The organism is Pseudomonas triticifolii (genome assembly GCF_014358015.1).
GTDB classification, from domain to species: domain Bacteria; phylum Pseudomonadota; class Gammaproteobacteria; order Pseudomonadales; family Pseudomonadaceae; genus Aquipseudomonas; species Aquipseudomonas triticifolii.
The window spans coordinates 627,204-651,617 of sequence record NZ_JACONV010000001.1 but is presented as its reverse complement, the minus strand read 5'-3'; the positions used below and the strand labels follow the sequence as shown (position 1 = coordinate 651,617).

Below are 24,414 nucleotides of genomic sequence, written 5' to 3'. Positions count from 1 at the left end.
GCGAGGTCAGGTGTGGTCGGGCAGGGTGCCCTGCTTGACGTGACATTCGGTTACATTGCGGTCATTCATAATATGGTATGACTATTGAATCGGTTTTCAGGCGCATCTGCACTCGAAAACCGCCACCTTGCTGAACGCTGTAGCTATTCAATAAAAATAAGGAGTTAGCTATGTTGAGTCGTCACGGGATTCGTTCCCTCTGCTGTGCCGCTGTCACCACTGCCATCCTGGGCATGAGTGGTATCACTTACGCTGCCGAAGAGATCAAAATCGGCTTTCTGGTCAAGCAAGCTGAAGAGCCCTGGTTTCAGACCGAGTGGGCCTTTGCCGAGAAAGCAGGCAAGGACCACGGCTTCACCGTGCTCAAGATCGCCGTGCCGGACGGTGAGAAAACCCTGGCCGCCATCGACAACCTTGCAGCCAACGGCGCCAAGGGTTTCGTGATTTGCCCGCCTGATGTCTCGCTCGGCCCGGCTATCGTGGCCAAGGCCAAGGCACTGGGTCTGAAAGTCATGGCCGTCGATGATCGCTTCGTCGATGCCAGTGGCAAATTCATGGAGGACGTGCCTTATCTGGGCATGGCCGCCTTTGAAGTCGGCCAGAAGCAGGGTGCCGCGATGGCCACCGAAGCCAAGAACCGCAAGTGGGATGAGGGTGGCTGGAAGGGTACCTACGCAATCATCAACACCTACAACGAGCTGGACACTGGCAAGAAGCGCACCGATGGTTCTGTCGATGCGTTGAAAAAAGCCGGTCTGCCTGAGAAGAACATCCTCTTCACCGCTCAGAAAACCCTTGATGTGCCTGGCAGTATGGACGCCACCAACTCGGCGCTGCCCAAGCTGCCTGGTGACGCGAAAAACCTGATCATCGGTGGCATGAACGACAACACCGTACTGGGCGGCGTGCGCGCCACGGCCAGCAACGGGTTCAGCGCGGACAACGTGATCGGTATCGGTATCAACGGCACTGACGCGATTGATGAGCTGAAGAAAAAGAAAAGCGGCTTCTTTGGTTCGATGCTGCCTAGCCCGGACAAGGAAGGCTACAACACCGCCAAATACATGTACGACTGGATCAAGGACGGTAAAGAGCCGCCCAAGTACACCGCCATGGACGACGTGACGCTGATCACTCGCGCCAACTTCCAGGAAGAACTGACCAAGATCGGTTTGTGGAAGTGAGCTGAACGGGGGGCTGAAACAGGCCCCTCAATCGCGCGAGGAGGTGGGTGTCATGCAACAGGCTATCAAAACGAATACCACAACAGGTGCCCTGCGCTTCAACGGCATCGGCAAGGTGTTCCCCGGCGTGAAAGCGCTGTCGGACATCAGCTTCGAAGCGCGTCCCGGCAGTGTTCATGCGCTGATGGGCGAGAACGGCGCGGGCAAGTCCACGTTGCTTAAAATTCTGGGCGGCTCCTATCAGCCCAATAGCGGCTCGCTGCAGATTGGCGATCAGGCTTACCAGTTCAAATCCACAGCCGACAGCATCGCGGCCGGCGTTGCGGTGATTCACCAGGAACTGCATCTGGTGCCGGAAATGACCGTCGCCGAAAACCTGCTGTTGGGCCATATGCCGAACCGCTTCGGTTTGATCAATCGAGGTGCCATGCGGCGGCGGGCGGCCGAATTGCTCAAGGGGCTGGCTGATGAGATCGATCCTGGTACGCGACTGGGTGATTTGTCACTGGGTCAGCGGCAACTGGTAGAAATCGCCAAGGCCATGTCGCGTAGTGCCCATGTGATTGCATTCGACGAACCGACCAGCAGCCTCTCAGCACGCGAAATCGACCGCCTGATGGCGATCATCGTGCGCTTGCGTGATGAGGGTCGGGTCATCCTTTACGTGTCGCACCGCATGGAAGAAATCTTCCGTGTTTGCGATGCGGTGACCGTTTTCAAGGATGGGCGTTTTGTGCGCACGTTCGAACAGATGGCCGATCTGGACCACGACCGCCTGGTGACTTGCATGGTCGGGCGCGACATCCAGGACATTTATAACTACCGTCCACGTCAGCATCAAGGACCGAGTCTTCGGGTAACCGGCCTGACCGGGCCTGGATTGCAGGAGCCCGTCAGTTTTGCGGTCGAGAAGGGCGAGGTGCTGGGCTTCTTCGGTCTGGTCGGCGCCGGTCGTACCGAGCTGTTTCGCCTGCTGTCCGGGCTGACCCGCAGCACAGCCGGTTCACTGCAACTGGACGGCAAGCCGCTGACGCTCAAATCCCCGCGTGACGCCATCGCTGCCGGCATTCTGCTCTGCCCGGAGGATCGCAAAAAGGAAGGCATCGTGCCGCTTTCCAGTGTGGCTGAAAACATCAACATCGGTGCCCGCCCTCTACACGTCAGCCTCGGCTGCCTGATTCAGGGACGCTGGGAGCGCGACAACGCGAAGGGCCAGATTCAGGCGATGAACGTCAAAACGCCTTCGCCTGACCAGCAGATCATGTACCTCTCAGGTGGCAACCAGCAAAAGGCCATTCTGGGCCGCTGGCTGTCGATGCCGATGAAGGTGCTGTTGCTCGATGAGCCGACCCGCGGGATCGACATCGGTGCCAAGTCCGAGATCTATCAGATCATTCACAACCTGGTGGCCGACGGCATTGCCGTGATCGTGGTGTCCAGCGACCTGATGGAGGTGATGGGCATTTCCGACCGCATTCTGGTGATGAGCGAAGGTGCCATTACCGGTGAACTCAACCGCGACGAGGCTGAAGAGTCGCGACTCCTGCAACTGGCTCTGCCACGCACGCGCGGCTGAACAACTGGTCCTGGACCATGAACAATAAAAAAGAGGTGCGTATGTCTACCGAATCCAGCCTGCGGGCTCCCCGTCAGGGCTTGAACCTGCGACGTTTTGCCGATGAGTGGGTCATGCTGCTGGCCGCTGTGGGCATCTTCGTGCTCTGCGCGGTGTTCATCGACAACTTCATGTCGCCCTTGAACATGCGCGGCCTGGGCCTGGCGATCTCCACTGTGGGTATCGCAGCGTGCACCATGCTTTACTGCCTTGCGTCCGGCCACTTCGATCTGTCGATCGGCTCGGTACTGGCGTGCTCCGGCGTGATCGCCAGTATCGTGATCCGTGACACCGACAGCATATTCCTCGGCGTGTCCGCGGCATTGGCCATGGGCCTGGTCGTAGGACTGATCAACGGGATCGTGATTGCCAAGCTCAGGATCAACGCCCTGATCGCCACGCTGGCGACCATGCAGATCGTGCGTGGCCTGGCGTACATCTTCTCCAACGGCAAGGCCGTGGGCGTTTCCAACGAAGACTTCTTCGTGTTCGGCAACGGCCAGCTGTATGGCGTGCCGGTGCCGATCCTCATCACCATCGTCTGCTTCATCTTCTTCGGTTGGCTGCTCAACTACACCACCTACGGGCGCAACACGATGGCCATTGGTGGCAACCAGGAAGCGGCGTTGCTGGCGGGCGTGCATGTTGATCGCACCAAGATCATCATTTTCGCCGTGCACGGTCTGATTGGCGCGCTGGCAGGCGTGGTGCTTGCCTCGCGCATGACCTCGGGCCAGCCCATGGTCGGCCAAGGTTTCGAATTGACGGTGATCTCGGCTTGCGTACTGGGCGGTGTATCGCTTAGCGGCGGCATCGGCATGATTCGTCACGTCATTGCTGGTGTGCTGATTCTGGCGATCATCGAGAACGCGATGAACCTGAAGAACATCGACACCTTCTACCAGTATGTGATTCGCGGCACGATCCTGTTACTGGCGGTGATTATCGACCGGATGAAGCGCCGCTAGGACGCCTCAGGTCTGGTCAGAAACGCCCTTGTCAGTAAACCTGGCAAGGGCATTTTTTTGTTTCGTTCAAGTGTCGTTATCTAGACTGGGCGTGCTGAAATCCAGAATCGCACACGTGCCCAGCGTCGGCATCGATTCCAGTGTCAGGCGCCAGTGAAAACGATCACAGATGCGCCGCACCAGAAACAGCCCCAGTCCTTTTCCCGTGCCGGCCTTGGTCGACTGCCTGACCATGGTCAGGTAGCGCCGGGAGGCTTCGGCCGTGTCAAAGCCTTCGCCAGAGTCGGTCACGCTGACGATGCCGGCCTTGAGCCGGACCACGATGGTGCCGTCGTAGGTATTTTCGGCGGCATTGCGCAGCAGATTGCCGATGGCGATGCGCAACATGGCCTCCGGGGCGTGCAGGGTGAGGGTGTCATGAATGTTGATGGAGAACCGGACCGGTTTACCGTCCAACAAGTGTTCATGGTCTTTGATCAGTGCGGGTAACAGGCGGTCCAGCTCGATGGGGTCGTCCGGTCTGGTCACCTTGGGTTCGCGAGACAGATACAGCAGAGCGACCATGATTTCGGTCAGGTTTTCCACGGTGGCGCGCATGCGCTGCAAGGGCGGCGCGGCGCTGGCAGGCAATGTCTGCCGTTCCAGAACATCCAGTGCGCCGCTGATCACGGCAATCGGCGTGCGGAACTCATGACTGGCCTGATCCAGCAGGCTGCGCTCGCGGGTCATGAACTGTTCGACTCGCTCCAGGTGAGCATTGATGCCGCTGGCGATTTCCTGAAGCTCTTGCTGAACGTAGTGCACTGGCAGGCGCTGCGCAGGCCGCTCCGGATCCAGTTGTTTCATGCGCTGCGCCAGCTCCTGAACCGGACGCCGCATGCGCACGTACAGCCAGGCAATCGCGCAGATGATCAGGACCAGATTCAGGATCAGGTAAACCGCGCCGATCAGCGCGATCCGGTTCTGCTCATGTTCAAGATCGCTGATATCGATGGCGGCGATCATGCGCCCGTTGCCCAGTGCCGTCACCAGCACGGCATAGTCCGAGTCTCCAGGAAACCAGTAATCGTTGTCCAGATCACCTTCGCTGTAATAGCCCGGCGCAAGCGCTGTGAATTCAGCAGGAATGCCTGCTGCCGGTGTGTCGCTGTTCACTGTCCAGATGCGGATTCTGCCCAGGTCCTGCGTGTCGGTCTGTGCGTTGGACTTCAGGACGCTTTGGGTGGCGGTCTCCAGCAGTTCCTTCCAGACAGGATGGTCAATAAGCTCCTGGCTCATGAATGCCTGAGTTCCAAGCCCGGTCGTCATGAGCAGACCAAACCCGACCAGAATCAGGCTGATCAATCGGTGCAGGCTGCCTCGGCTGCCAAAAAAGTCGATCATGGCAGCGCACACAGACGAAAGCCCACACCTGCGACAGTGTGCAGCAGCTTGTCCTCGGCGGCACAGTCGCCATCGATGGTCCGTCTGAGCAGGTGCATGTGCGAGCGCAGCAGGTCGCCGTCCGGCACCCGGTCACCCCAGACCAGCGACTCCAGTTCAGACCGGGTGACGACGTCGGGCGAGTTGCGCATCAGCACCTCCAGAAGGGTTCGCCTGATCGGCGAGAAGGGCAGTTGCCTTCCGGCGCGCGCGACGGTTTGTGTGCCGAGATCGAAGGTCAGATCACCCACCTGCAGTACCTGGCGCAGGTGTGGCCTTGACTGGCTTCGGGCCGCCAGTACCCGAAGGCGAATCTCAAGCTCGGGGAGTGCCAGCGGTTTGACGATGTAATCGTCGGCCCCCGATTCGAAGCCTTCAAGCTTGTCGTCCAGTTGATCCTTGGCGGTGAGCAGCATCACGGGCGTCGGGTTTTTGAGCTCGTTACGAAGATGGCGTAACAGCGAGATGCCGTCCAGGCGCGGCATCATCCAGTCCAGCACGATCACGTCATAGGTATTCTCAAGGAGCAGGCGCACGGCAGCCTTGCCATCCGGTGCTGCGTCGGGCGTGTGCCCGCAGGCTTCCAGATAGTCGAACATGTTAGCCGCCAGGGCCAGGTTGTCTTCGACGATTAACACGCTCAAGGAACGCTCGATCATGAGGGGCTGGAACTCTGTAGTGTCGTTGATGAGTCAGTCTGACAGGTGTCAGAACTTCCGCGAAATGCCGATGAACATGGACGTCGAGCTGTCGGTGCTGCGTTCCACCAGAGGGCTGTCGCCAAGCTCGTCCGGCAGGTTGCTGTAACGCACATTGCCTGACACTTCCCACTGCTTGCCGATGGGTTGCGAGAAACCCAGACCGATGTATGAAACGGTGGCGCTGCCCGGCCGGTAGCGAGCGACGCCGCGTTGCTCTTCCTTATCGAGGGTGCCGTAGTAGTAATCCACCAGATTGCCGGACATGTGCGTCGCGCCTATGTGAGGCTTGAGGCGCGTCGTGCCCCAATGGGTCGGATACGCGTATTCAAGGTTCATTGAGTAGCCGTCACTGGTGCCACTGATATCGCTCTTGGCAACCAGCTCCAGTTGACCGCCGCTGCCGCGCAGGCTCGCTGCCAGACCTGCATCAATGCCGTTGTCGCGGTCTTCCAGCAGATCGCGGTCAATTCCGTTCTTTGCCAGCTCACGACGCCCGAAATCGTCACGGTCGATGCCGTCCATATTCAGCGACACGATGGCATCCAGGGAGAAGATTCCGGTATCGACCAGATGATAGCCACCGGTGACACCATGGAAGAAAAAGCTATCGCTGTCGTACTTGATCAGCGGCAGCGGATTGACCTGAGTACCTGCGCCCGCATAGGGACTTTCGCTTACCGCTGCACCGAGTCCCAGACTCAGGCTTGATGGCTCGGCGAACACAGCCTCGAAAGGCACAACAGGAAATACCAGAGCGGCGAGGGCGGGCACGGACAGTCGTTTCATCACAATCAATTCTCTGAGAGAGGAGTTTTAAACTGAGGATGAGTGTGCGGGCAGCGCTGTCGTTTCCTCGTCGCTGTGCTCTATCAGGCTCCGTTTGCGGAACCCGACTCGGGCGCAGGCCGCTGACCATTCTGTTTGCTATTCCGCTGTCGGTGGGCGGCGCCTTTGTCGCGCTGCTGGTGACACGAGGCATGCTGAGTCTGCCGTCCCTGATCGGTCTCGTGATGCTGATGGGCATCGTCACCAAGAATTCGATTCTACTGGTCGAGTATTCGGTGATGGGCATCAGGAAGCAGGGCCTTTCAGTGGTGGATGCGCTGATCAATGCCTGCCACAAGCGGGTTCGTCCGATCATCATGACCACCCTTGCAATGATCGCGGGGATAATGCCGATTGCCTTGGGGCTGGGGGCTGACGCGAGTTTCCGACAGCCCATGGCGATTGCGGTGATCGGCGGGTTGATGACCTCGACCGCGCTGAGTCTGCTGGTCGTGCCGGTGGCGTTTACCTACATCGACCAGCTGGAGCGTCTGTTGCACCGTTGGTTTCGGCTCGAACCTGTCCGCTATGCAGATGGGGTGGCTAGCTCCTGATCTGTGAAACAGGCCGCGTGATGGTCGGGATGATCTGTTTCAGCGTTCGTCGTGCTGTCGACGGCATTGCTTGAGCAGACACTCACGTGGTGCTTCGGGGCGCATGATGTTGAGCTCGCGCCTGAAACGCCGAAAGATGATGCGCCTCAGGGGTGTGCTTGCGCTGCGTTGCTGCCTGCGTTGCTCAGTCACTGTTGTCATTGATTGCTGCGCCAGAAATGCTGATTGTTTGCGATGGGCATTGATCGTTGTTGGCTTGATGCCCGTCAAAAAGTGATCGTGAGGCAAACAGGAAATTCAAAGTAATCAGACGCGACCCTGACCTACGGTGTGTTTTTGCACTCGAGCATGAGCGACGCACAGAGCGCGGCAGGTCCTGAAGCGCACCCGATGCCCGGTCGGGTGCGTGAACCTTGTGCGGGTTAAGCGGTCCCATCCGGGCCCTTGAAAACGGGCATCAATCCTTTCTGCTGTTCCTGTCCTCAGAGCCCGATCCCACCATGCGTCGACCTTTTCGTTTTTCAAGACGTGTCCGACTGTGCCTGATTGCGTTGGCACCCTTGTGCGCCACGCCTGTCGTAGCCAGCGAAGAGCGGCAGTTGGCCCAGAGCATCAATGCCTACCGCGGCCAACCGCAACGCTGTGAAACTCGAACGCCGAAGGCGGCACGGCCGCTGGCGTTGAACGATAACGTCGCGTTACCCCTTGGGTTCAACGGCAGCTCTCGCGACGCGCTCAAGGCGTCGGGTTATCAGGCGGTGACCGTACGCACCTTTCGACTGGTCGGTGCGCAGGATGCGGGGCAGGCGTTCGCAATGCTCAAGAGTCGCTACTGTGCTGCGCTGCTGGATTCGCAGTACGCTGATATCGGCATCACTCGCGAGCGCAACGACTGGCGCATAGTGCTCGCCCGGCCGCTGATCGACAGCAAGCTGAATAACGCGCGAGCGTCGGGCAAGCTGCTGCTGGCACAGATCAATGAGGCGCGCTCCAAACCTCGCCTGTGTGGCAAACGTCCGTTTGCAGCGGCACGGCCTCTGGTCTGGAACTCGACGCTGGAGCTGGCGGCTCAAGGGCACAGTCAGTCGATGGCGAGTGAAAACTATTTTCAGCACCGCGGCTTCGACGGGGATTCACCTGCCGATCGAGCGCGAGCAGCGGGCTACGGCGGGCGGCAGATCGGCGAGAATATCGCGGCCGGACAGAGCTCGGCGAGCAAGGCCATGGCCAGTTGGCTGGCGAGCCCCGGGCACTGCGCCAATCTGATGAATCCGATGTTCACCGAGGTCGGTGCGGCTTACGCGACGGGCGCACAAACCGACTACGGGGTTTACTGGACGATGTTGTTCGGGGCGCCTTGATGCCGGTCAGGTCCACAAGGCGTGTTCAGGCAGCGCGATCTAACCGGCCGCTGGTCCCTCACGGCGGCACTTGATGACCTCTGATGCAGCGTATGGGCCGTTTTGGCTATGAGCTGACAGGCAAAAAAAAGCCCCGCCAGACACGTCTGGCGGGGCTTTGCTTCAAGCGTTACACGCCTTAAAGCGCCATGTCACTGGCTGGGTTGCTTTCACGCTTCTCTGCAGGCTTGGCAGCAGGCGCAGCAGCGGCTGTTGCCTTGTTCACAGGTGGCGGTGGAGTCAGTTGCAGGGTTTCGGCGGTGTAGGCCCATTCCTGTGCAACACGATCCGGATTGTCGTTCAGCTTGGTGCCGTAGCTAGGCACGATCTGGCGCAGTTTTTCCTGCCAGGCCGGGGTCGCTACTTTGTCCTTGAAGACTTTCTCAAGCACGCCGAGCATGATCGGCGCTGCAGTCGACGCGCCTGGCGATGCGCCCAGCAGACCGGCGATGGAGCCGTCCTTGGAAGCAACGATTTCGGTGCCCAGTTTCAGGACGCCGCCTTTCTCTTCGTCACGCTTGATGATCTGAACGCGCTGACCGGCCTGCATCAGGCGCCAGTCTTCTTTCTTGGCGTTCGGGAAGTACTGTTGCAGAGCAGCGAAGCGGTCGTCATCGGACATCATGACCTGGCCAGCCAGGTACTCGATCAGCGGGTACTGAGCGACACCGACACGGGTCATTGGCCACACGTTATGCGTCGTGGTGCTGGTCAGCAGGTCAAAGTAAGAGCCGTTTTTCAGGAACTTCGTGGAGAAGGTCGCGAATGGGCCAAACAGGATGACGCGCTTGCCGTCCAGAACACGGGTGTCCAGGTGCGGAACCGACATGGGTGGTGCGCCAGTGGACGCGATGCCGTACGCCTTGCCCATGTGTTGCATGGCCAGGGTAGGGTTCTCGGTCACGAGCCACGAACCGCCGACCGGGAAGCCGCCGTATTCCTTGGCTTCAGGAATGCCAGACTCTTGCAGCAGGTGCAGGGCTGCACCACCAGCGCCGATGAACAGGAACTTGGCATCGGTCTCGGTTTCGGTACCGTCTTTCAGGTTCTTGTACTTGACGCGCCAGCTGCCGTCTTCATTGCGGGTGATGTCCTGGACTTCGCTCGACAGCTTCAGGCTGAAGTTGGATTTGCTCTGCAGATTGGCCACGAACTGACGAGTGATCTCGCCGAAGTTCACGTCGGTGCCAATCGGGCTCCAGGTCACGGCCAGCTTCTGCGCCGGGTCACGACCTTCCATCATCAATGGAACCCACTTCTTGATCTGCTCGTGGTCTTCGGAGTACTGCATGCCGCTGAACAGCGGGCTCGATTGCAGTGCTGCGTAACGCTTGCGCAGGAACTCGATGTTGTTGTCGCCCCACACGAAGCTCATGTGCGGTGTGGAGTTGATGAACGAACGCGGGTTCTTCAGAACGCCGGTCTTCACCTGCCAGGACCAGAACTGACGCGAAATCTGGAAGGCTTCGTTGATTTCGATGGCCTTGGAGATGTCGACGTTGCCGTTCTTGTCTTCCGGGGTGTAGTTCAGCTCGGCCAGGGCGGAGTGACCGGTACCGGCGTTGTTCCAGCCGTTGGAGCTTTCTTCGGCCACGCCATCAAGGCGCTCGACCATTTCCATCGACCAGCCCGGCTCCAGCTCATTGAGCCAGACGCCCAGGGTGGCGCTCATGATGCCGCCGCCGACGAGCAATACGTCGACTTTCTTGGTTTCGGCGGCGTGCGCAGGCATCATCCCGAGCGACATCGCCAGACCCAGAAGGGCCGTGTTCACTTTCTTCAACATGCTGTAATCCATTTGATAAATGCCATCCGCCGACTGCTTCTGAGGATCCGGGTCTGCGCAGGTCGCAACACATGCGACAAACGCCCGCACCTTCAGGGGCTAGAGGTGGACATACAAGGCCAATACAATACTGCTCAAGACCTCACTTTATGTCCTACTGCGCTGGCTTCTTATCGTCATTGGATTCAGCGTCATGAAGCGACATGTGCTAATGGGTGCAGCGCGACGTTCGGGACCGGGTCCCTTTTACGCGCGTAATGCGCACCTGTTCAGCCTGTTCACGGAGTCTTGGACGCCGCATTGGACCATGGAGACACGCTCTGAGGCGTTTTTTGTGCTCGCAGGGTACGGCACGCCATAGTGCCATATCGGCAAGACGCGGCATTTTCGCACACTGTGTACCTCTGGCGCGAGTTGCGATCTGCATATCTGCCGTCACTTCACCGAGCAGGCCTCTGCGTCACCTGTCTCCATCGTTATCGCCCGATACCCTCACACCTTTAGCCGCAGCACGCGCATGGCCGAAATACGGTACTCGTGAGCGCGACGGTCAGGTTCCACACGCGCCGTTCTGATTGATGAGCGCAATTCATGACTTCAAGTAACGGTCGACGGCTAATCGCGATCTGACGCGGCTGATAAGGTCCCTGGAGTCAGGCCATTAAGCACGACAGACGCGTACGCGTGCCGCTCAGCCGCACACATGTCGCAACATCTGCACCGGCGTCGCTTCGACTGAAACGTTGAACTTTCCGATTGCTCGCCAGTTAAACACTTATCTGAAACGTGATGCCAAATGGCTTCTCCATGATTGCCTGCAACCTCCGAGCACCTTCAACCCAGGGAACTGAACCAGCCCTCAGGTGCGATCGGGCGAGCATGGAGGCGCTGCTGAACCGAATAAAGCCCGCCACTTTTTAGCCGTGGCGGCGATGACAAGGTGAACCCCGATGAGTGAACCCGAGAAGCAAAAAGCCCCGCAGGACCCTATCGAGGGTATCCAGCCATCACGACGCAATTTTCTGAAATTCGGCGCGTCGGGCATTGCCGCCGCGACGCTGTCCACCTGGATACCGTCGGACGGCATGCTGCAGGCCGCACCTGCTCCAGCTCCCGCACCGGCTGTAATCGACGACACCGGTGCACCTGGGGTAGGCGAGCACCGCATCCAGTTGAAGGTCAACGGTCAGACCCATTCATTGAATGTGCCTGCCAATGCGGTACTGCTGGACGTGCTGCGTGACCGGCTGCAACTGACCGGTACCAAGAAGGGCTGTGATCACGGCCAGTGCGGAGCCTGCACGCTGCTGGTCAACGGGGTTGCGATCAATTCCTGCCTGTCGATTGCCATTCAGCATGACGGCGACAGCATCACCACCATCGAAGGCCTGGCTGAGAATGGCAAGTTGCACCCGGTGCAGGAAGCCTTCTGGGAGCACGACGCCTATCAATGCGGTTACTGCACGTCGGGCCAGATCATGAGCGCAGTGGCGATTCTCAACGATCCGAACATTGCGTCTGACGATGCGAGTGTGCGCGAAGCCATGAGTGGCAACATCTGTCGCTGCGGGGCTTACAAGAATATTTTGTCGGCCGTGCAGTCTGCGCGCTCAAAAATGCCGGCCTCGAAAACAGGGGGCGCTGCCTGATGAGAACGTTCGATTATTCCAGGGCTGCGTCACCCGCGCAGGCCGTCAGCACGGCGTCGGGAGAAGGCGAGCGTTTCTATCTGGCAGGTGGGACGACGCTGCTGGATCTGGTCAAGCTTGATGTCATGCAGCCTCAGCAACTGGTCGACATAAACCACTTGGCGCTCAAGCAGATTGAATCGCTGCCTGACGGTCGCCTGCGCATCGGTGCCCTGGTCAGCAATACGGCGCTGGCCAGTGATCCGCGGGTTCGCGAACGCTACCCGGTGGTTTCGCAGTCGTTGCTGGCAGGCGCTTCGACGCAATTGCGCAACAAAGCCACCACGGCGGGCAACCTCATGCAGCGCGTACGCTGCCCTTACTTTCGTGACGGTTTTTCCGCTTGTAACAAGCGTGAGCCCGGTTCGGGCTGTGCGGCCATTGGCGGCCTGAACCGCAGCGTGCATGCGGTGCTGGGCACCAGTGATCATTGCATTGCGACGCACCCCTCGGACATGTGTGTGGGCATCGCCGCTGTCGGCGCTCAGGTGACAGTCCAGGGCCCGAACGGCACGCGTGACATTCCCTACGCCGATTTCCATCTGCTGCCGGGCGATACGCCTGAGCGCGAGCATGCGCTGGCGCCTCACGAACTGGTGACCCATGTAACGCTGGATGCACCGCTGTCCGGCAGTCGTTCGAGCTACCTGAAGCTGCGTGACCGCACCTCGTATCAGTTTGCCCTGGCGTCCAGCGCAATCATCGTGGTCATGGACGGTAAACGCATTGCCAATGCGCGCATTGCGCTGGGCGGCGTCGGCACCAAACCGTGGCGCGCCGTCGAGGCCGAGCGTGCACTCATCGGTCAGCGTGCTGACATGGACACCTTTGCCCGAGTGGCAGCCCTGGCCATGAAAGGCTCCAGGGCTTATGAACACAACGCCTTCAAGATCCCGTTGGGTGAGCAGGTCATCGTCCGTAACCTTCGTGACCTTACGGCGTAGGAGTTTTCCATGAGCGAACAGATCATCGGCACGCCGCACCGTCGTATCGACGGCGGTAAAAAAGTCAGTGGCGAGGCACGTTATGCCGCCGACCATCCCATCAAGGACATGCTGTACGCATATGGCGTCTACAGCACCATCGCCAGTGGCCGTGTCGTTGCGGTGAACGATCAGGACGCGCGCAAGATGCCGGGCGTCGTGGCGGTTTTTCACCACGGTAATTTTCCCGAGTTGCATCGCACCCCTAATGCGCCATTGAGCTTCGCCAAGATGCTCTCTGCGAGCAAGACCGACGAGCATCGTCTGCCGTTTGAAGACGATCGTGTGTATTACCCTGGCCAGTTCGTGGCGTTGGTCGTGGCCGAGAGTTTCGAGCAGGCAAGGGCTGCAGCGCTGCGGGTGAAAGTCGACTATCAAGAGAGCAAGCCGGTCAAGGATCTGCAGGAAGCACTGCGCAACAACGGTGCCCGCGATGGCGGTGCCGGGCATACGCGTGGCAATCCTGACGGTGCGTTTCTAGGTGCGGCCAGGAAAGTCGATCAGACTTACACCACACCGGTTGAAGTCCATAACCCGATGGAAATGCACGCCAGTACCGCATGGTGGCAGGACGGCAAACTCTACGTTTACGAAAGCACCCAGGGTGTCGTCAACCATCGCAACCTGTTGGCCAATGTGTTCGATCTGCCGCCGGATCGCGTTGAAGTACGTGCGCCGTTCATTGGTTCCGGCTTCGGCGGCAAGCTCTGGCCGTGGCCGCACTCGATTGCGGCCTGTGCAGCATCAAAAGTCACTGGGCGGCCGGTCCAACTGGTGCTGCCGCGTGCGCAGATGTTCACCACCGTAGGTCACCGCCCGGAAACCCGTCAGCGCCTGCGTCTGGCCAGCGATGCCAGTGGCAAGCTGGTCTCGATCCGCCACGAATCGTTCAACAGCACGTCGACGCTCGACGACTACACCGAGAACTGCGGCGGCGTGACCAAGAGTCTCTACGGCTGCGACAACGTGCTGGTCAGCCACAGGATCGGTGCGGTCAATCGCGGTACGCCGACCTCGATGCGGGCGCCCGGCGCTGCGCCAGGGTTGTTCGCACTGGAATCTGCCATCGATGAGCTGGCGTTGGCCAACCGCATGGATCCGCTGGCGTTTCGCAAGCTCAACCTGTCCGATAAAGACCAGAGTGCCGGTTTGCCCTGGTCCAGTAACCATCTGCCTGAAGCCATCGATAAGGCCGCCGAGCAGTTCGGTTGGCAGGCGCGCAAAGCCGAGGTGGGCTCGATGCGCGACGGTGACGAGATCATCGGCTACGGGATGGGGGCCTGTAATTGGGAGGCCTATCAGGTGCCGACCGACGCGCGGGTCATCCTGCGCTCCGACGGCACGGCCCTGGCGCAGTGCGGACTGCAGGACATCGGCACCGGAACCTACACCATCGTTGCCCAGACCGTCAGTCAACTGACCGGCATTGCGCTGGACCGGGTTGAAGTGGAGTTGGGTAGCTCGTCATTTCCGGCAGGTCCTGTGTCCGGCGGCTCCTGGGTGACAGCCAGCGTGATGCCTGCGATTGCCGGTGCCACTCGCGAGGCGTTACAGAAGCTTCGTCAATATGCCGTGAGCAAGAACGCGGTGTTTGCGGGCCAGGACGCCGAGTCGATCACCGTTGAGAACGGCCAGTTGGTGTCGGGTGAGCAGCGCGTCAGCTTTGTCGACGTATTGAAGGCGCAGCGTCTGTCTCGCGCCGAAGGCAACTTTCAAAGTGGCCTGCCTGAGTCCGGCAAGTATTCGTTTCGCTCGTTCGGTGTGCACTTTGTCGAGGTGCGCTGGGATCCAGGTATTTCCAGCCTGCGCGTTTCGCGAGTGGTCAGCGCTATCGACGTGGGCAAGGTGGTCAATCCGCTGGCCGCTCGCAATCAGGTGGAAGGCGCAATCGTGATGGGTATCGGCATGGCGATGTTCGAGGCCGCCGAGTTTGATCCGCGCACGGGTTTGCCGGTCAACAACAACTACGCCGAGTACGTGGTGCCCGTGCATGCGGACCAGCCGGAGATCGACGTCATTCTTCTCGATTACCCGGATTACAACATGGGCGAGTTCGGTGCGCGTGGCATCGGTGAAATCGGCGTGACAGGGCTGGCTGCGGCGGTAGCAAATGCGGTCTACCACGCTACCGGCAAGCGGGTTCGCAGCTTGCCCATCACCAAAGAAAAGCTGATGGCGGGGCGGTAACCATGAAGCAACTCGACTTGCAGGTTATCCAGCAGGCACGTGACTGGCTGGCGACTGGCAAAACCGTGTGGCTCTGCACCGTCCTTTCGACCTTCGGTTCCGCCCCGCGCGGGCCGGGGGCGATGCTGGTGGCCTTGAATAATGGCGAGCATCGCGGGTCGCTGTCCGGCGGCTGTGTGGAAGAGGACTTTCTGGAGCGGCTAACCGCCGGGCAGTTCCAGCCGGTCAATCAGGTGGTGCGTTACGGCGAGGGCGGCCTGGCACCTACGTTGGCGCTGCCATGTGGCGGGGTACTTGATGTGTTGATCGAGTGCATCACCCCCAGTCCTGACGCTGATCAGCATTTGGCAAGTTTGGAGCAGGCGCTTGCTGGCCGCACGTTGATGGGTCGAGAGGTCGTGTTGGGCGGTGTACAACGCTCGACGTGCGCTGCTGCGCTGGGCGAGTCTCGCGTGCAGGTCGACGGTGAGCGCATCAGTATCCGTATGGGCGCGGTCTACCGTGTGCTCTTGGCCGGCCTGTCGCCGGTCGCGGAGTTCTGCGCCAGTTTCGCCGTTGCCATGGGCTATGAAGTCATCGTCTGCGACCCCCGCACCGAGGTCACGGCCGGTTTCTCCATGCAAGGTGTCGAAGTGCGTGACGTGCTACCCGCGGTATTCATCGCCGAAGGTGGCTGTCACGCCTCGACGGCCGTATTGGCGTTGACCCATGATCCAAAGCTGGACGACCTGACCATGCTTGAGGCTGTGCGTACCGAGGCGTTCTACATCGGTGCGATGGGCTCGATGCGCACCAGTGGCAAGCGCAAGGAGCGTCTGGCCCGGATTGGTGGCCTGGATGATGAGGCGCTGGCGCGAATTCACGCGCCCATCGGTCTGAATCTGGGCAGCAAAACGCCGGCCGAGATCGCGATTGCGGTTATGGCCGACATGCTGCGCGTGGCCAACGGGATCAGTCGTCAGGCGCTGTAGCGAAGCTTTGGCAAGCGATTGCGAGCGCCGCTTGCGTGTCGGCGTCGCGCAGGATGCCGGGATCTTCGCACGCCAGCACGTCGCAGTGTTCAGGATGACGCTTGATGATCGACTTCGCACCCTGGTCGCCCTCAAGGTTCAGCAGCAGCGGCCAGAACTCACGCCCGATGATGACCGGGTGGCCGCGCTGTCCCTCATGAGCGGGCAGCGCGATACGTTGCGGATCGGCCATGCGCGCAAGGCGTTGCAAGGTGGCGGGCTTGATCCACGGCATGTCCGCCAGCAGAACCGCAACCGCGTCGGCTGTGGATGGCATCAATGCAGCAATGCCGCTGGCCAGGCTGTGGCCCATGCCCAGGTCTGCTAACGGACTGCGTACCACCGTCACGTCGTGTGGAACGCCCAACTGATCAGCGTCATCTTCATCTCTCAAAACCACCCACACATTGCTGAACGCCTGTCGGGCATTGTCGAGGCTCGCACGCAGCAAGGTGCGGCCGCATGGCAGGCAAGCGCGACGTTTGTCGCCCTCGAAACGCCGGCTGCGACCTGCCGCCAGGAGCAGTGCGAACACTTGGGGAATTGGACTGTCTATGCTGGTCAATCCGAAGCCTTTTGAAACAGGTGAAGGGAAAAGGGCCGGTTCGTCATCCACTGCGGCACACGATGACCTATGCGTGAGACGCGCACAATGCCTGATTGCGCCGCCTGTTTGCAGTGACAAGATTACCTATTCGAGGGTTTCACGTGGACAATCATATTCGCCCGGTCGAGCTGGAAAAGGCCTATCGCTTGCTCAATCACGGACCGACCGTTTTGGTGTCGTCCAGTCATGAAGGTGTGCATAACGTCATGTCGGCTGCCTGGGCGTGTGCGCTGGATTTCTCGCCGCCCAAAGTGACGCTGGTGATCGACAAGATGACCAAGACCCGTGGGCTGGTAGAGAAAAGCGGCTATTTTGCGCTGCAGGTGCCCAATCGGGATCAATTGCAACTGACGTTCGACGTCGGCACCCAGAGCATGATCTTCACCCCGGACAAGCTGGACAAGGCGGGGGCCGAGCTGTTTCGAATCGAAGGGCACGACACGCCGCTGGTGGCCGGTTGCTCTGCCTGGCTGATCTGCAAAGTCATCCCCGAACCGCATAATCAGCAGACTTACGATCTGTTCATTGCCGAAGTCGTCGGTGCCTGGGCCGACACCCGCGTGTTCCGTGACGGGCACTGGGAATTCGAGACCGCCGACCCGAAATGGCGCAGCCTGCACTACGTGGCCGGGGGGCATTTCTACACCATCGGTGATGCTGCTGTGGTGGAGACGGACGGCGAGGCTTGAACGTTAGCGACCGGCTGACCGCATAACCTTATAGGCGCGAACGAGGTCGCGCCTATAAGGTTTGTCTACCTCTCGTTACCGGTATCGAGCTCATGCACATCGCGCGTGGGTCGATCCTCGTTCTCTCAGTGACGATCCCGCCATACGGTCTGGGCGTTGGTGAACTCGCGTACGCCGAAGTGCGACAGTTCACGCCCGTAGCCGCTTTTCTTCACGCCCCCGAAGGCCACGCGAGGGTCTGATGCGCTGTAACCGTTGATGAACACGCCGCCGGTGTCCAGTTCGCCAGCCAGTTGCTCGGCCAGTTCCAGGTCTTGGGTGTAAACGGTCGCGGTCAGTCCGAAGTCGCTGTCGTTTGCCAGTTCCAGCGCATGTCTGGCGTCCCGGGCGGTGATGATAGACGCTACGGGGCCGAACAGTTCCTGCTTGAACGAGGTCATCTGGTCCGTTACATCACCCAGCACGGTCGGCGCGTAGAAGTTGCCCTGACCTGCGATTTTCTCGCCACCCAACAGCAGGGTTGCCCCCTCGGCGAGCGTCGCCTGAACCTGAGCGTCCAGTTCGTCACGCAAGTCGAAGCGCGCCATCGGGCCGATGTAAGTTTCGTTTGCCAGCGGGTCGCCGATGACCAGCTTGCGGGTTTCTTCAACGAATTGGCGCGTGAATGCCTCGACCACGCCTTCCTCGATGATCAGACGCTTGGCGGCCGCACAGACCTGTCCGGTGTTCTGGTAACGGCCGATGACCGCCGCTTTCACTGCCTGCTCCAGGTCAGCGTCGTTGAGCACGATGAACGGGTCAGAGCCGCCCAGCTCCAGCACGCTTTTCTTGAGCGCGGCACCGGCTTGCGCACCGATAGCCTGACCGGCCCGCACGCTGCCGGTCAGCGTAACGGCGGCAATTCGGGGGTCGGCGATGGCTTTGGAAACGCCCTCCTGGGTTGCATTGATCACTTCAAACACACCGTCAGGGAAACCGGCGCGCTTGAACGCTTCAAGCATCAGATAAGCGCAGCCCATGACATTCGGGGCATGCTTGAGCACATAGGTATTACCCGCCAGCAACGTCGGCACAGCGCCGCGCAGCACCTGCCAGATCGGGAAGTTCCACGGCATGACCGCAAGGATCGGGCCCAGCGGGCGGTATTCGATCCTGGCTTTGTCGTGTTCAACCTGAGTCGGCTCCGCCGCGAGCATGGAGGGTCCCTGTGCGGCGTACCAGTCACACAGCTGGGCGCATTTTTCGACTTCGCCTCGGGCCTGCTTGATGGGCTTGCCCATTTCCCGGCTGATCATGTGCGCAATCGTGTCAGCGTCATCGCGTAAGGCCTGACCCAATGCGACGATCAGCTGTGCGCGCTGATCGACGCTTTTGCGTTTCCAGGCAGAGAAGCTGGATACGGCGCGGTCAAGGGTATTATCCAGGTCGATGTCGGACTCAAACGCGTAATGGCCGATCTGCTCGCCGGTGGCGGGGTTGATCGAGATTGCATGGGTGTGGGTGGATACAGCAGTCATGGCGCCATCCTGTTCAGGTGGGGAATGAAACCAGAATAGGTCCGTGACATGCTTTGCGAAACTGAATAATACTGATCGTATCTTTCACATTTGGAGAATGATGTGGATCTGGTCCAGCTTGAAATGTTCAAGGCGGTTGCCGAGCACGGCAGCATCAGCGCGGCTGCGCAGCACATTCACAGGGTGCCCTCCAACCTGACCACACGCATCAAGCAGCTTGAGCAGGATCTGGGTGTCGAGCTGTTCATTCGGGAGAAGTTGCGGTTGAGGTTATCGCCTGCTGGCTGGAATTTTCTCGACTACACGCGACGCATTCTGGATCTGGTGCAGGAGGCGCGTCTGTCGGTGTCCGGCGAGGAGCCACAAGGCCCGTTTTCGCTGGGCTCGCTGGAAAGCACGGCGGCGGTGCGGATTCCGGCATTGTTGGCGGCCTACAACCAGAAATACGCCAAAGTTGAGCTGGACCTGTCCACCGGACCGTCCGGCACGATGATAGACGGTGTTCTGGCCGGGCGACTGGTGGCTGCTTTTGTTGACGGCCCGGTGCTGCATCCCTCGCTGGAGGGCGTGCCGGTGTTCGAAGAAGAAATGGTCGTCATCGCGCCGTTACAGCATGCGCCGGTGACGCGTGGGCGTGATGTCAGCGGGGAAAGCATCTACGCATTTCGTGCCAACTGTTCGTATCGGCACCACTTCGAGCGCTGGTTCACCGATGACGGTGCCGTGCCGGGCAAGATCCACGAGATGGAGTCCTACCACGGCATGCTGGCCTGCGTCAGCGCCGGTGCGGGTCTGGCGCTGATGCCGCGCAGCATGCTGGAAAGCATGCCCGGCTGCACCACCGTCAGTATCTGGCCGATGTCGGAAGCCTTTCGTTATCTGCAAACCTGGCTGATCTGGCGTCGCGGCACCGACTCACCCAGCCTGACGCGTTTCGTCGAGCTGGTTCAGGCACGAGGCGAGTCACCCAGGACCAATTGAGCGACTCGCGCGATCACAGGCGCGAAAGCGTCTCGGCGATGGCCAGACCGACCTCCTGCGTCGAACATTTGCCACCCAGGTCCGGTGTGATCTGTGCGCTGGCAATCACCTGCTCGATGGCGCTGACAATTTCGTCGTGCGCTGCGGTGAAACGTGCGTCGCCCTGACCCAGGAAGTCCAGCATCAGCGCGCCTGACCAGATCATCGCAATCGGGTTGGCGATGTTCTTGCCGAAAATGTCCGGTGCCGAACCGTGGACCGGCTCGAACAGTGACGGGAAGTTGCGCTCCGGGTTGAGATTGGCCGACGGTGCAATGCCAATGGTGCCTGCGCACGCCGGGCCCAGGTCGCTAAGGATGTCGCCGAACAGGTTGGACGCCACCACCACATCGAACCGCTCCGGTTGCAGCACGAAGCGCGCACAAAGAATGTCGATGTGCTGTCGATCCCAACTGATCGCCGGGTACTGGCTGGCCATCGCTTCGGTGCGCTTGTCCCAATAGGGCATGCTGATCGCCATGCCGTTGGATTTGGTCGCCGAAGTCACGTGCCTGCGTTCGCGCTTGCCGGCCAGCTCGAAGGCGTACTTGAGAATGCGGTCGACACCGCGGCGGGTGAATACCGATTCCTGCAGGACGAATTCGTTTTCAGTGTTCTCGAACATGATGCCGCCCAAGGACGAGTATTCGCCCTCGGTGTTCTCGCGCACCACGATAAAATCGATATCGCCAGGCTTGCGGTTGGCCAGCGGGCAGGGCACGCCGGGGAACAGCCGCACCGGGCGGATGTTGGCGTACTGATCAAACTCGCGGCGGAATTTGAGCAGCGAACCCCACAGTGAAATATGGTCTGGCACTTTGTCTGGCCAGCCCACTGCGCCGAAGAAAATCGAGTCGAAACCCTTGAGCTGTTCGAACCAGTCGTCCGGCATCATCTGGCCGTGTTCAAGGTAATAATCGCAGCTGGCCCACTCGAAGTATTCGAACTCCAGCTCGATGCCGTGGCGCGCGGCGGCGGCCTGGACGACGCGAACGCCCTCGGGCAGCACTTCCTGGCCGATACCGTCCCCGGCGATGGCAGCGATCCGCAGTTTCTTATTGTTCATGGTGTGGCTCTCTCGATGGATGAGTGGCTCTGGGTTCTTATGCTATAAGCCCACGAACCAAAGATAATCAGTCGATTAATGCATTCAAGGAACACGATTCGTGAACAATTACCCCAGTCTCGATGACCTGAATGTGTTCATCCATGTCGCGCGGCGCTCAAGCTTTGTGGGCGCTGCCAACGAGCTGAGCATGTCCGCAGCTTACGTCAGCAAGCGAATTCGCCTGCTGGAACAGAGCATGGGCGTGGTGTTACTGCACCGCTCGACGCGTCAGGTATCGATTACCGAGGACGGCGAGCGGGTCTATGAATGGGCCAAGGGCATTCTGGAGTCGGTACAGCAGATGGGCGATGAAGTCGCGGCCCTGCATGACGAACCCACTGGTTCGCTGCGCGTGGTCAGCAGTCAAGGGTTTGGCCGTCGCTTCGTGGCACCGGCGCTGTCGGAGCTGGCGGCCCGCTACCCGAAGCTGGATATCCGCCTGGACATTCAGGACCGGTTGATCGACCTGATCGAGGAGGGCGTCGATCTGGATATTCGCGTCGGGAATGAAATCGCCCCTCACCTGCGTGCCCGACATCTGGCCAGCAATTGGCGCGTGTTGTGTGCCAGCCCGGCTTACCTTGCGCAACGCGGTGCGCCTCTGAATCTTGCCGAGCTGGCCAACCACGATTGCCTGGTGATCAAGGAGCGCGACCGGCCGTTTGGCATCTGGCATTTGAACGGGCCGCAGGGAGCCGAGACCGTGAAAGTCACCGGCAGTTTGTCCACCAACCATGGCGAGATCGCCCGTCAATGGTGCCTGGACGGGCGAGGGGTGTTACTGCGTTCATTGTGGGATGTGCGCGCCGATCTGGCGCAAGGGCGGCTGATTCAGGTATTGGCGGAGTATCGTCAGGAGGCGGATATCTGGGCGGTTTACACCTCGCCGCTGATGCGTTCGGCCAAGGTGCGGGTCACGGTGGAGTTTTTGCGTGAGTTCTTTGCGCAGGGGCAGGTCGGGGTAGTTGGGCAGTAAGGTTGTCTGTGCTTCTAAACAGGACTGCGGGACGCCTGACCACGCGAGCCGCAGTGGGAGCGGACTTGACCGCGAAGGCAGTGTGTCAGGCGCGACCTCTCGACTGGCTGCACTGGCCTTTTCGTGGACAAGTCCACTCCCACACGAACAGTACGTTCTTCAACAGATAAAGCGTATCGAGCGACACAGCCTTGCCTGCAAACGGATCAATGCGCCCCGGCCGCCTTATTCAAGTCGCTGTCGGTCCATTCGGTGTAGATGCACGCATCCGCTGCTGCCCAGCGCACTTTTACGGCGTCGCCCGCCTGCATGGGCATGCCAGTGGCAGACAGCGCCTTGACCGTCATGGCCGTGCCGCCCGCTGTGACCACGGAACAGGTCTGGCTTTCACCCAGAAACAGCACCTCAGTGACAGTGGCGTTCACTTCGTTCCAGCCCGGCTCCAGCGCAGCGTTTGCTGCTTGCGCAAGGCTCAGTGCCTGGGCCTTTTCAGGGCGGATCATGGCCAGCACGTCCTGATCACTCTTCAGCCCGTTGGTGATGCGGATCGCCAGCGGATGGCCTTCGAAGGTCGCCACTGCATTACCCTGAGCCTTGAGCCTGAGGAAGTTGGAGTTGCCCAGGAACGAGGCGACAAATGCGTTGGGCGGGTTCTGATACAAGTCATAGCCGCTGCCCAGGCCGACAATCTTGCCATGACTGAAAATCGCGATGCGCTGCGACAGGCGCATGGCTTCTTCCTGATCGTGGGTCACGTAGACAATGGTGATGCCCAGACGGCGATGCAATTGACGCAATTCGTCCTGCAGGTCTTCGCGCAACTTCTTGTCCAGCGCGCCCAGCGGCTCGTCCATCAGCAGAATGCGTGGTTCGTAGACCAGCGCCCGCGCAATGGCCACGCGTTGTTGCTGACCACCTGACAGTTGGGACGGGCGGCGATGGGCAAAGGCTTCGAGCTGTACCAGCTTGAGCATGGCGTCCACGCGCTGCTCGCGTTCGGCCGCCGGCAGCTTGCGTATCGCCAGCGGGAAGGCAATGTTGTCGCGAACGCTCAGGTGCGGAAACAGCGAGTAGCGCTGGAATACCATGCCAATGTCACGCTTGTGCGGTGGCACGTTCACCAGCGATTTACCCTCAACCAGAATCTCGCCGGAGCTGGGCGTTTCGAAGCCCGCGAGCATCGACAGGGTGGTGCTCTTGCCCGATCCGCTGGAGCCCAGAAAAGTCAGGAACTCGCCGTTCTGGATGTCCAGAGAGATATCGTCGACGGCTGCGAAATCGCCGTAGTGCTTGTTGAGGTTGCACAGGCTCACCAGCGCTTTCTGATGCGGGTGTGCAAGGTCTTTGATCACGGCACTCATGAGGTACTCCTGGCTTCGTTGCGGCGACGCAGGGTCGCGGCGATGAACATGACCAACACCGACAGGGCAATCAGCAGTGTCGAGGCGACGGCGATGACCGGGGTCAGGTCCTGACGCAACGTGGTCCACATTTTTACGGGAAGGGTTTGCAGGGTCGGGCTGGCCATCATCACGCTCAGCACCACTTCGTCCCACGACACCAGAAACGCGAACAGGGCACCGGCGACCAGACCGGGACGAATGCCGGGGAACGTCACCTTGTAGATGGCCTGCAAGCGTGATGCGCCGCAGATCACGGCTGCATCCTCAATCGACTGATCGAACAGTTTCAGCGAGTTGATGATGGAAATGATGGTGAACGGCAGCGCGACAATCACGTGGCTGACCACGAACGAAAACAGCGTGCCGGTGTAGCCGAGTTTGAGGAACAGCGCGTAGACCGCCACTGCTATGATCACCAGCGGCACGATCATCGGCAGCGTGAAGATGCCGTACAGCATGTCGCGGCCGGGAAACTTGCCTCGCACCAGTGCAAACGCCGTGGGCAGGCCCAGCGCCACGGCACTGATAGTGGTGAGGATGGCGACCTTGAAGCTCGACATCGCCGCGTCCATCCACTCGGGGTTGGAGAAAAACTGCTGATACCACTTGAGCGTCCAGCCCGGTGGCGGAAACACCAGCCACTGGGATGAACCGAACGACAGCAGGACGATGAACAGGATCGGCAGCAACAGAAACAGCGCAATCAGCCCGGTCGTCAGGTACAGCCCTGACCTCAGGCGAAGGCTCATGGCATTGGGTGTCAGGAGCATG

At 60.1% G+C, this 24,414-nt stretch carries 20 protein-coding genes and 1 pseudogene; 12 read left to right on the top strand and 9 right to left on the bottom strand.

Annotated features, from left to right (window positions below; all coding sequences use genetic code 11):
* Window positions 1-170 precede the first annotated feature (170 nt).
* From H8S56_RS02715 to araH, 3 genes are read left to right on the top strand one after another with little or no spacing between them, the layout of a single operon-like run.
* The gene (locus H8S56_RS02715) at window positions 171-1,184 is read left to right on the top strand and encodes a substrate-binding domain-containing protein (protein WP_024687283.1); all 1,014 of its coding nucleotides are present in this window, start codon (window positions 171-173) and stop codon (window positions 1,182-1,184) included.
* A gap of 52 nt (window positions 1,185-1,236) precedes the next feature.
* Entirely contained in the window at window positions 1,237-2,760 is a 1,524-nt protein-coding gene (gene araG / locus H8S56_RS02710; protein ID WP_187517792.1) for an L-arabinose ABC transporter ATP-binding protein AraG, read from the top strand.
* A 41-nt stretch (window positions 2,761-2,801) separates the two neighbouring features.
* Window positions 2,802-3,767 carry an L-arabinose ABC transporter permease AraH gene (araH, locus tag H8S56_RS02705; RefSeq protein ID WP_024687285.1) on the top strand — a complete coding sequence of 322 codons (966 nt, stop codon included), beginning with the start codon at window positions 2,802-2,804 and terminating at the stop codon, window positions 3,765-3,767.
* Window positions 3,768-3,833: 66 nt separating this feature from the next.
* Here the strand turns inward: araH and H8S56_RS02700 are convergent, their stop codons facing one another.
* From H8S56_RS02700 to H8S56_RS02690, 3 genes are read right to left on the bottom strand one after another with little or no spacing between them, the layout of a single operon-like run.
* On the bottom strand, window positions 3,834-5,150 hold the full coding sequence (locus H8S56_RS02700; RefSeq protein ID WP_187517791.1) for a sensor histidine kinase: 1,317 nt from the start codon (window positions 5,148-5,150) through the stop codon (window positions 3,834-3,836).
* On the bottom strand, window positions 5,147-5,848 hold the full coding sequence (locus H8S56_RS02695) for a response regulator transcription factor (RefSeq protein WP_122695802.1): 702 nt from the start codon (window positions 5,846-5,848) through the stop codon (window positions 5,147-5,149). The genes H8S56_RS02700 and H8S56_RS02695 overlap by 4 nt, the downstream gene beginning before the upstream one ends.
* Window positions 5,849-5,896: 48 nt before the next feature.
* Window positions 5,897-6,676, bottom strand: coding sequence for a MipA/OmpV family protein (locus tag H8S56_RS02690; RefSeq protein ID WP_187517790.1), 780 nt, complete (start codon window positions 6,674-6,676; stop codon window positions 5,897-5,899).
* Between the two features lie 116 nt (window positions 6,677-6,792).
* Between H8S56_RS02690 and H8S56_RS02685 the strand changes: the two are divergent.
* Window positions 6,793-7,269 (top strand): annotated as a pseudogene (locus H8S56_RS02685) (efflux RND transporter permease subunit); the annotation flags it as partial.
* 500 nt (window positions 7,270-7,769) lie between these two features.
* The gene (locus H8S56_RS02680; protein ID WP_024687294.1) at window positions 7,770-8,630 is read left to right on the top strand and encodes a CAP domain-containing protein; all 861 of its coding nucleotides are present in this window, start codon (window positions 7,770-7,772) and stop codon (window positions 8,628-8,630) included.
* A 178-nt stretch (window positions 8,631-8,808) separates the two neighbouring features.
* On the opposite strand, the gene mqo is transcribed toward H8S56_RS02680, so the two are convergent.
* Window positions 8,809-10,455 (bottom strand): malate dehydrogenase (quinone), encoded by a 1,647-nt coding sequence (gene mqo / locus H8S56_RS02675; RefSeq protein ID WP_024687295.1) that lies wholly within the window; start codon window positions 10,453-10,455, stop codon window positions 8,809-8,811.
* Between the two features lie 950 nt (window positions 10,456-11,405).
* Here mqo and H8S56_RS02670 point away from each other — a divergent pair.
* The 4 genes from H8S56_RS02670 to H8S56_RS02655 are packed head-to-tail and all read left to right on the top strand — an operon-like array spanning window position 11,406 to window position 16,284.
* The gene (locus H8S56_RS02670; RefSeq protein ID WP_024687296.1) at window positions 11,406-12,104 is read left to right on the top strand and encodes a (2Fe-2S)-binding protein; all 699 of its coding nucleotides are present in this window, start codon (window positions 11,406-11,408) and stop codon (window positions 12,102-12,104) included.
* Window positions 12,104-13,087: an FAD binding domain-containing protein gene (locus H8S56_RS02665; RefSeq protein WP_024687297.1), complete on the top strand. Its 984-nt coding sequence runs from the start codon at window positions 12,104-12,106 to the stop codon at window positions 13,085-13,087. The genes H8S56_RS02670 and H8S56_RS02665 overlap by 1 nt, the downstream gene beginning before the upstream one ends.
* A 9-nt stretch (window positions 13,088-13,096) precedes the next feature.
* Window positions 13,097-15,313: a xanthine dehydrogenase family protein molybdopterin-binding subunit gene (locus H8S56_RS02660; RefSeq protein ID WP_187517789.1), complete on the top strand. Its 2,217-nt coding sequence runs from the start codon at window positions 13,097-13,099 to the stop codon at window positions 15,311-15,313.
* 2 nt (window positions 15,314-15,315) lie between these two features.
* Window positions 15,316-16,284 (top strand): XdhC family protein, encoded by a 969-nt coding sequence (locus tag H8S56_RS02655; RefSeq protein ID WP_024694944.1) that lies wholly within the window; start codon window positions 15,316-15,318, stop codon window positions 16,282-16,284.
* Here H8S56_RS02655 and H8S56_RS02650 read toward each other — a convergent pair.
* Entirely contained in the window at window positions 16,265-16,888 is a 624-nt protein-coding gene (locus H8S56_RS02650) for a nucleotidyltransferase family protein (RefSeq protein ID WP_187517788.1), read from the bottom strand. The genes H8S56_RS02655 and H8S56_RS02650 overlap by 20 nt on opposite strands.
* 143 nt (window positions 16,889-17,031) lie before the next feature.
* Between H8S56_RS02650 and H8S56_RS02645 the strand changes: the two genes are divergently transcribed.
* Complete coding sequence (locus H8S56_RS02645) at window positions 17,032-17,619, top strand: flavin reductase family protein (RefSeq protein WP_187517787.1); 588 nt, start codon at window positions 17,032-17,034, stop codon at window positions 17,617-17,619.
* Window positions 17,620-17,744: 125 nt separating this feature from the next.
* Here the strand turns inward: H8S56_RS02645 and H8S56_RS02640 are convergent, their stop codons facing one another.
* Entirely contained in the window at window positions 17,745-19,136 is a 1,392-nt protein-coding gene (locus tag H8S56_RS02640) for an aldehyde dehydrogenase family protein (RefSeq protein ID WP_187517786.1), read from the bottom strand.
* Between the two features lie 102 nt (window positions 19,137-19,238).
* Here H8S56_RS02640 and ptrR point away from each other — a divergent pair, with 102 nt between their 5' ends.
* The gene (ptrR, locus tag H8S56_RS02635; protein WP_187517785.1) at window positions 19,239-20,117 is read left to right on the top strand and encodes a putrescine utilization regulator PtrR; all 879 of its coding nucleotides are present in this window, start codon (window positions 19,239-19,241) and stop codon (window positions 20,115-20,117) included.
* 13 nt (window positions 20,118-20,130) lie between these two features.
* Here the strand turns inward: ptrR and H8S56_RS02630 are convergent, their stop codons facing one another.
* Window positions 20,131-21,222, bottom strand: a complete 1,092-nt coding sequence (locus H8S56_RS02630; RefSeq protein WP_187517784.1) for a tartrate dehydrogenase — start codon at window positions 21,220-21,222, stop codon at window positions 20,131-20,133.
* A gap of 100 nt (window positions 21,223-21,322) precedes the next feature.
* On the opposite strand from H8S56_RS02630, the gene H8S56_RS02625 reads away from it, so the two are divergent.
* Window positions 21,323-22,240: a LysR substrate-binding domain-containing protein gene (locus tag H8S56_RS02625; RefSeq protein WP_187517783.1), complete on the top strand. Its 918-nt coding sequence runs from the start codon at window positions 21,323-21,325 to the stop codon at window positions 22,238-22,240.
* A 206-nt stretch (window positions 22,241-22,446) separates the two neighbouring features.
* Here H8S56_RS02625 and H8S56_RS02620 read toward each other — a convergent pair whose 3' ends face one another.
* Together H8S56_RS02620 and H8S56_RS02615 are read right to left on the bottom strand one after the other, a co-directional pair.
* Window positions 22,447-23,601, bottom strand: coding sequence for an ABC transporter ATP-binding protein (locus H8S56_RS02620; RefSeq protein ID WP_187517782.1), 1,155 nt, complete (start codon window positions 23,599-23,601; stop codon window positions 22,447-22,449).
* The gene (locus H8S56_RS02615; RefSeq protein ID WP_024687307.1) at window positions 23,598-24,413 is read right to left on the bottom strand and encodes an ABC transporter permease; all 816 of its coding nucleotides are present in this window, start codon (window positions 24,411-24,413) and stop codon (window positions 23,598-23,600) included. Before H8S56_RS02615 ends, H8S56_RS02620 begins: the two co-directional genes overlap by 4 nt.
* Between the last annotated feature and the right edge of the window lies 1 nt (window position 24,414).

Bases quoted from the DNA above. Each gene is read 5' to 3' on its own strand.
- H8S56_RS02615 (WP_024687307.1), bottom strand. From the start codon at position 24,413: ATGCTCCTGACACCCAATGCCATGAGCCTTCGCCTGAGGTCAGGGCTG.
- araG (WP_187517792.1), top strand. From the start codon at position 1,237: ATGCAACAGGCTATCAAAACGAATACCACAACAGGTGCCCTGCGCTTC.
- H8S56_RS02630 (WP_187517784.1), bottom strand. From the start codon at position 21,222: ATGAACAATAAGAAACTGCGGATCGCTGCCATCGCCGGGGACGGTATC.
- H8S56_RS02690 (WP_187517790.1), bottom strand. From the start codon at position 6,676: ATGAAACGACTGTCCGTGCCCGCCCTCGCCGCTCTGGTATTTCCTGTT.
- H8S56_RS02660 (WP_187517789.1), top strand. From the start codon at position 13,097: ATGAGCGAACAGATCATCGGCACGCCGCACCGTCGTATCGACGGCGGT.
- mqo (WP_024687295.1), bottom strand. From the start codon at position 10,455: ATGTTGAAGAAAGTGAACACGGCCCTTCTGGGTCTGGCGATGTCGCTC.
- H8S56_RS02670 (WP_024687296.1), top strand. From the start codon at position 11,406: ATGAGTGAACCCGAGAAGCAAAAAGCCCCGCAGGACCCTATCGAGGGT.
- H8S56_RS02695 (WP_122695802.1), bottom strand. From the start codon at position 5,848: ATGATCGAGCGTTCCTTGAGCGTGTTAATCGTCGAAGACAACCTGGCC.
- H8S56_RS02665 (WP_024687297.1), top strand. From the start codon at position 12,104: ATGAGAACGTTCGATTATTCCAGGGCTGCGTCACCCGCGCAGGCCGTC.
- H8S56_RS02700 (WP_187517791.1), bottom strand. From the start codon at position 5,150: ATGATCGACTTTTTTGGCAGCCGAGGCAGCCTGCACCGATTGATCAGC.
- H8S56_RS02715 (WP_024687283.1), top strand. From the start codon at position 171: ATGTTGAGTCGTCACGGGATTCGTTCCCTCTGCTGTGCCGCTGTCACC.
- H8S56_RS02640 (WP_187517786.1), bottom strand. From the start codon at position 19,136: ATGACTGCTGTATCCACCCACACCCATGCAATCTCGATCAACCCCGCC.
- H8S56_RS02620 (WP_187517782.1), bottom strand. From the start codon at position 23,601: ATGAGTGCCGTGATCAAAGACCTTGCACACCCGCATCAGAAAGCGCTG.
- H8S56_RS02655 (WP_024694944.1), top strand. From the start codon at position 15,316: ATGAAGCAACTCGACTTGCAGGTTATCCAGCAGGCACGTGACTGGCTG.
- araH (WP_024687285.1), top strand. From the start codon at position 2,802: ATGTCTACCGAATCCAGCCTGCGGGCTCCCCGTCAGGGCTTGAACCTG.
- H8S56_RS02680 (WP_024687294.1), top strand. From the start codon at position 7,770: ATGCGTCGACCTTTTCGTTTTTCAAGACGTGTCCGACTGTGCCTGATT.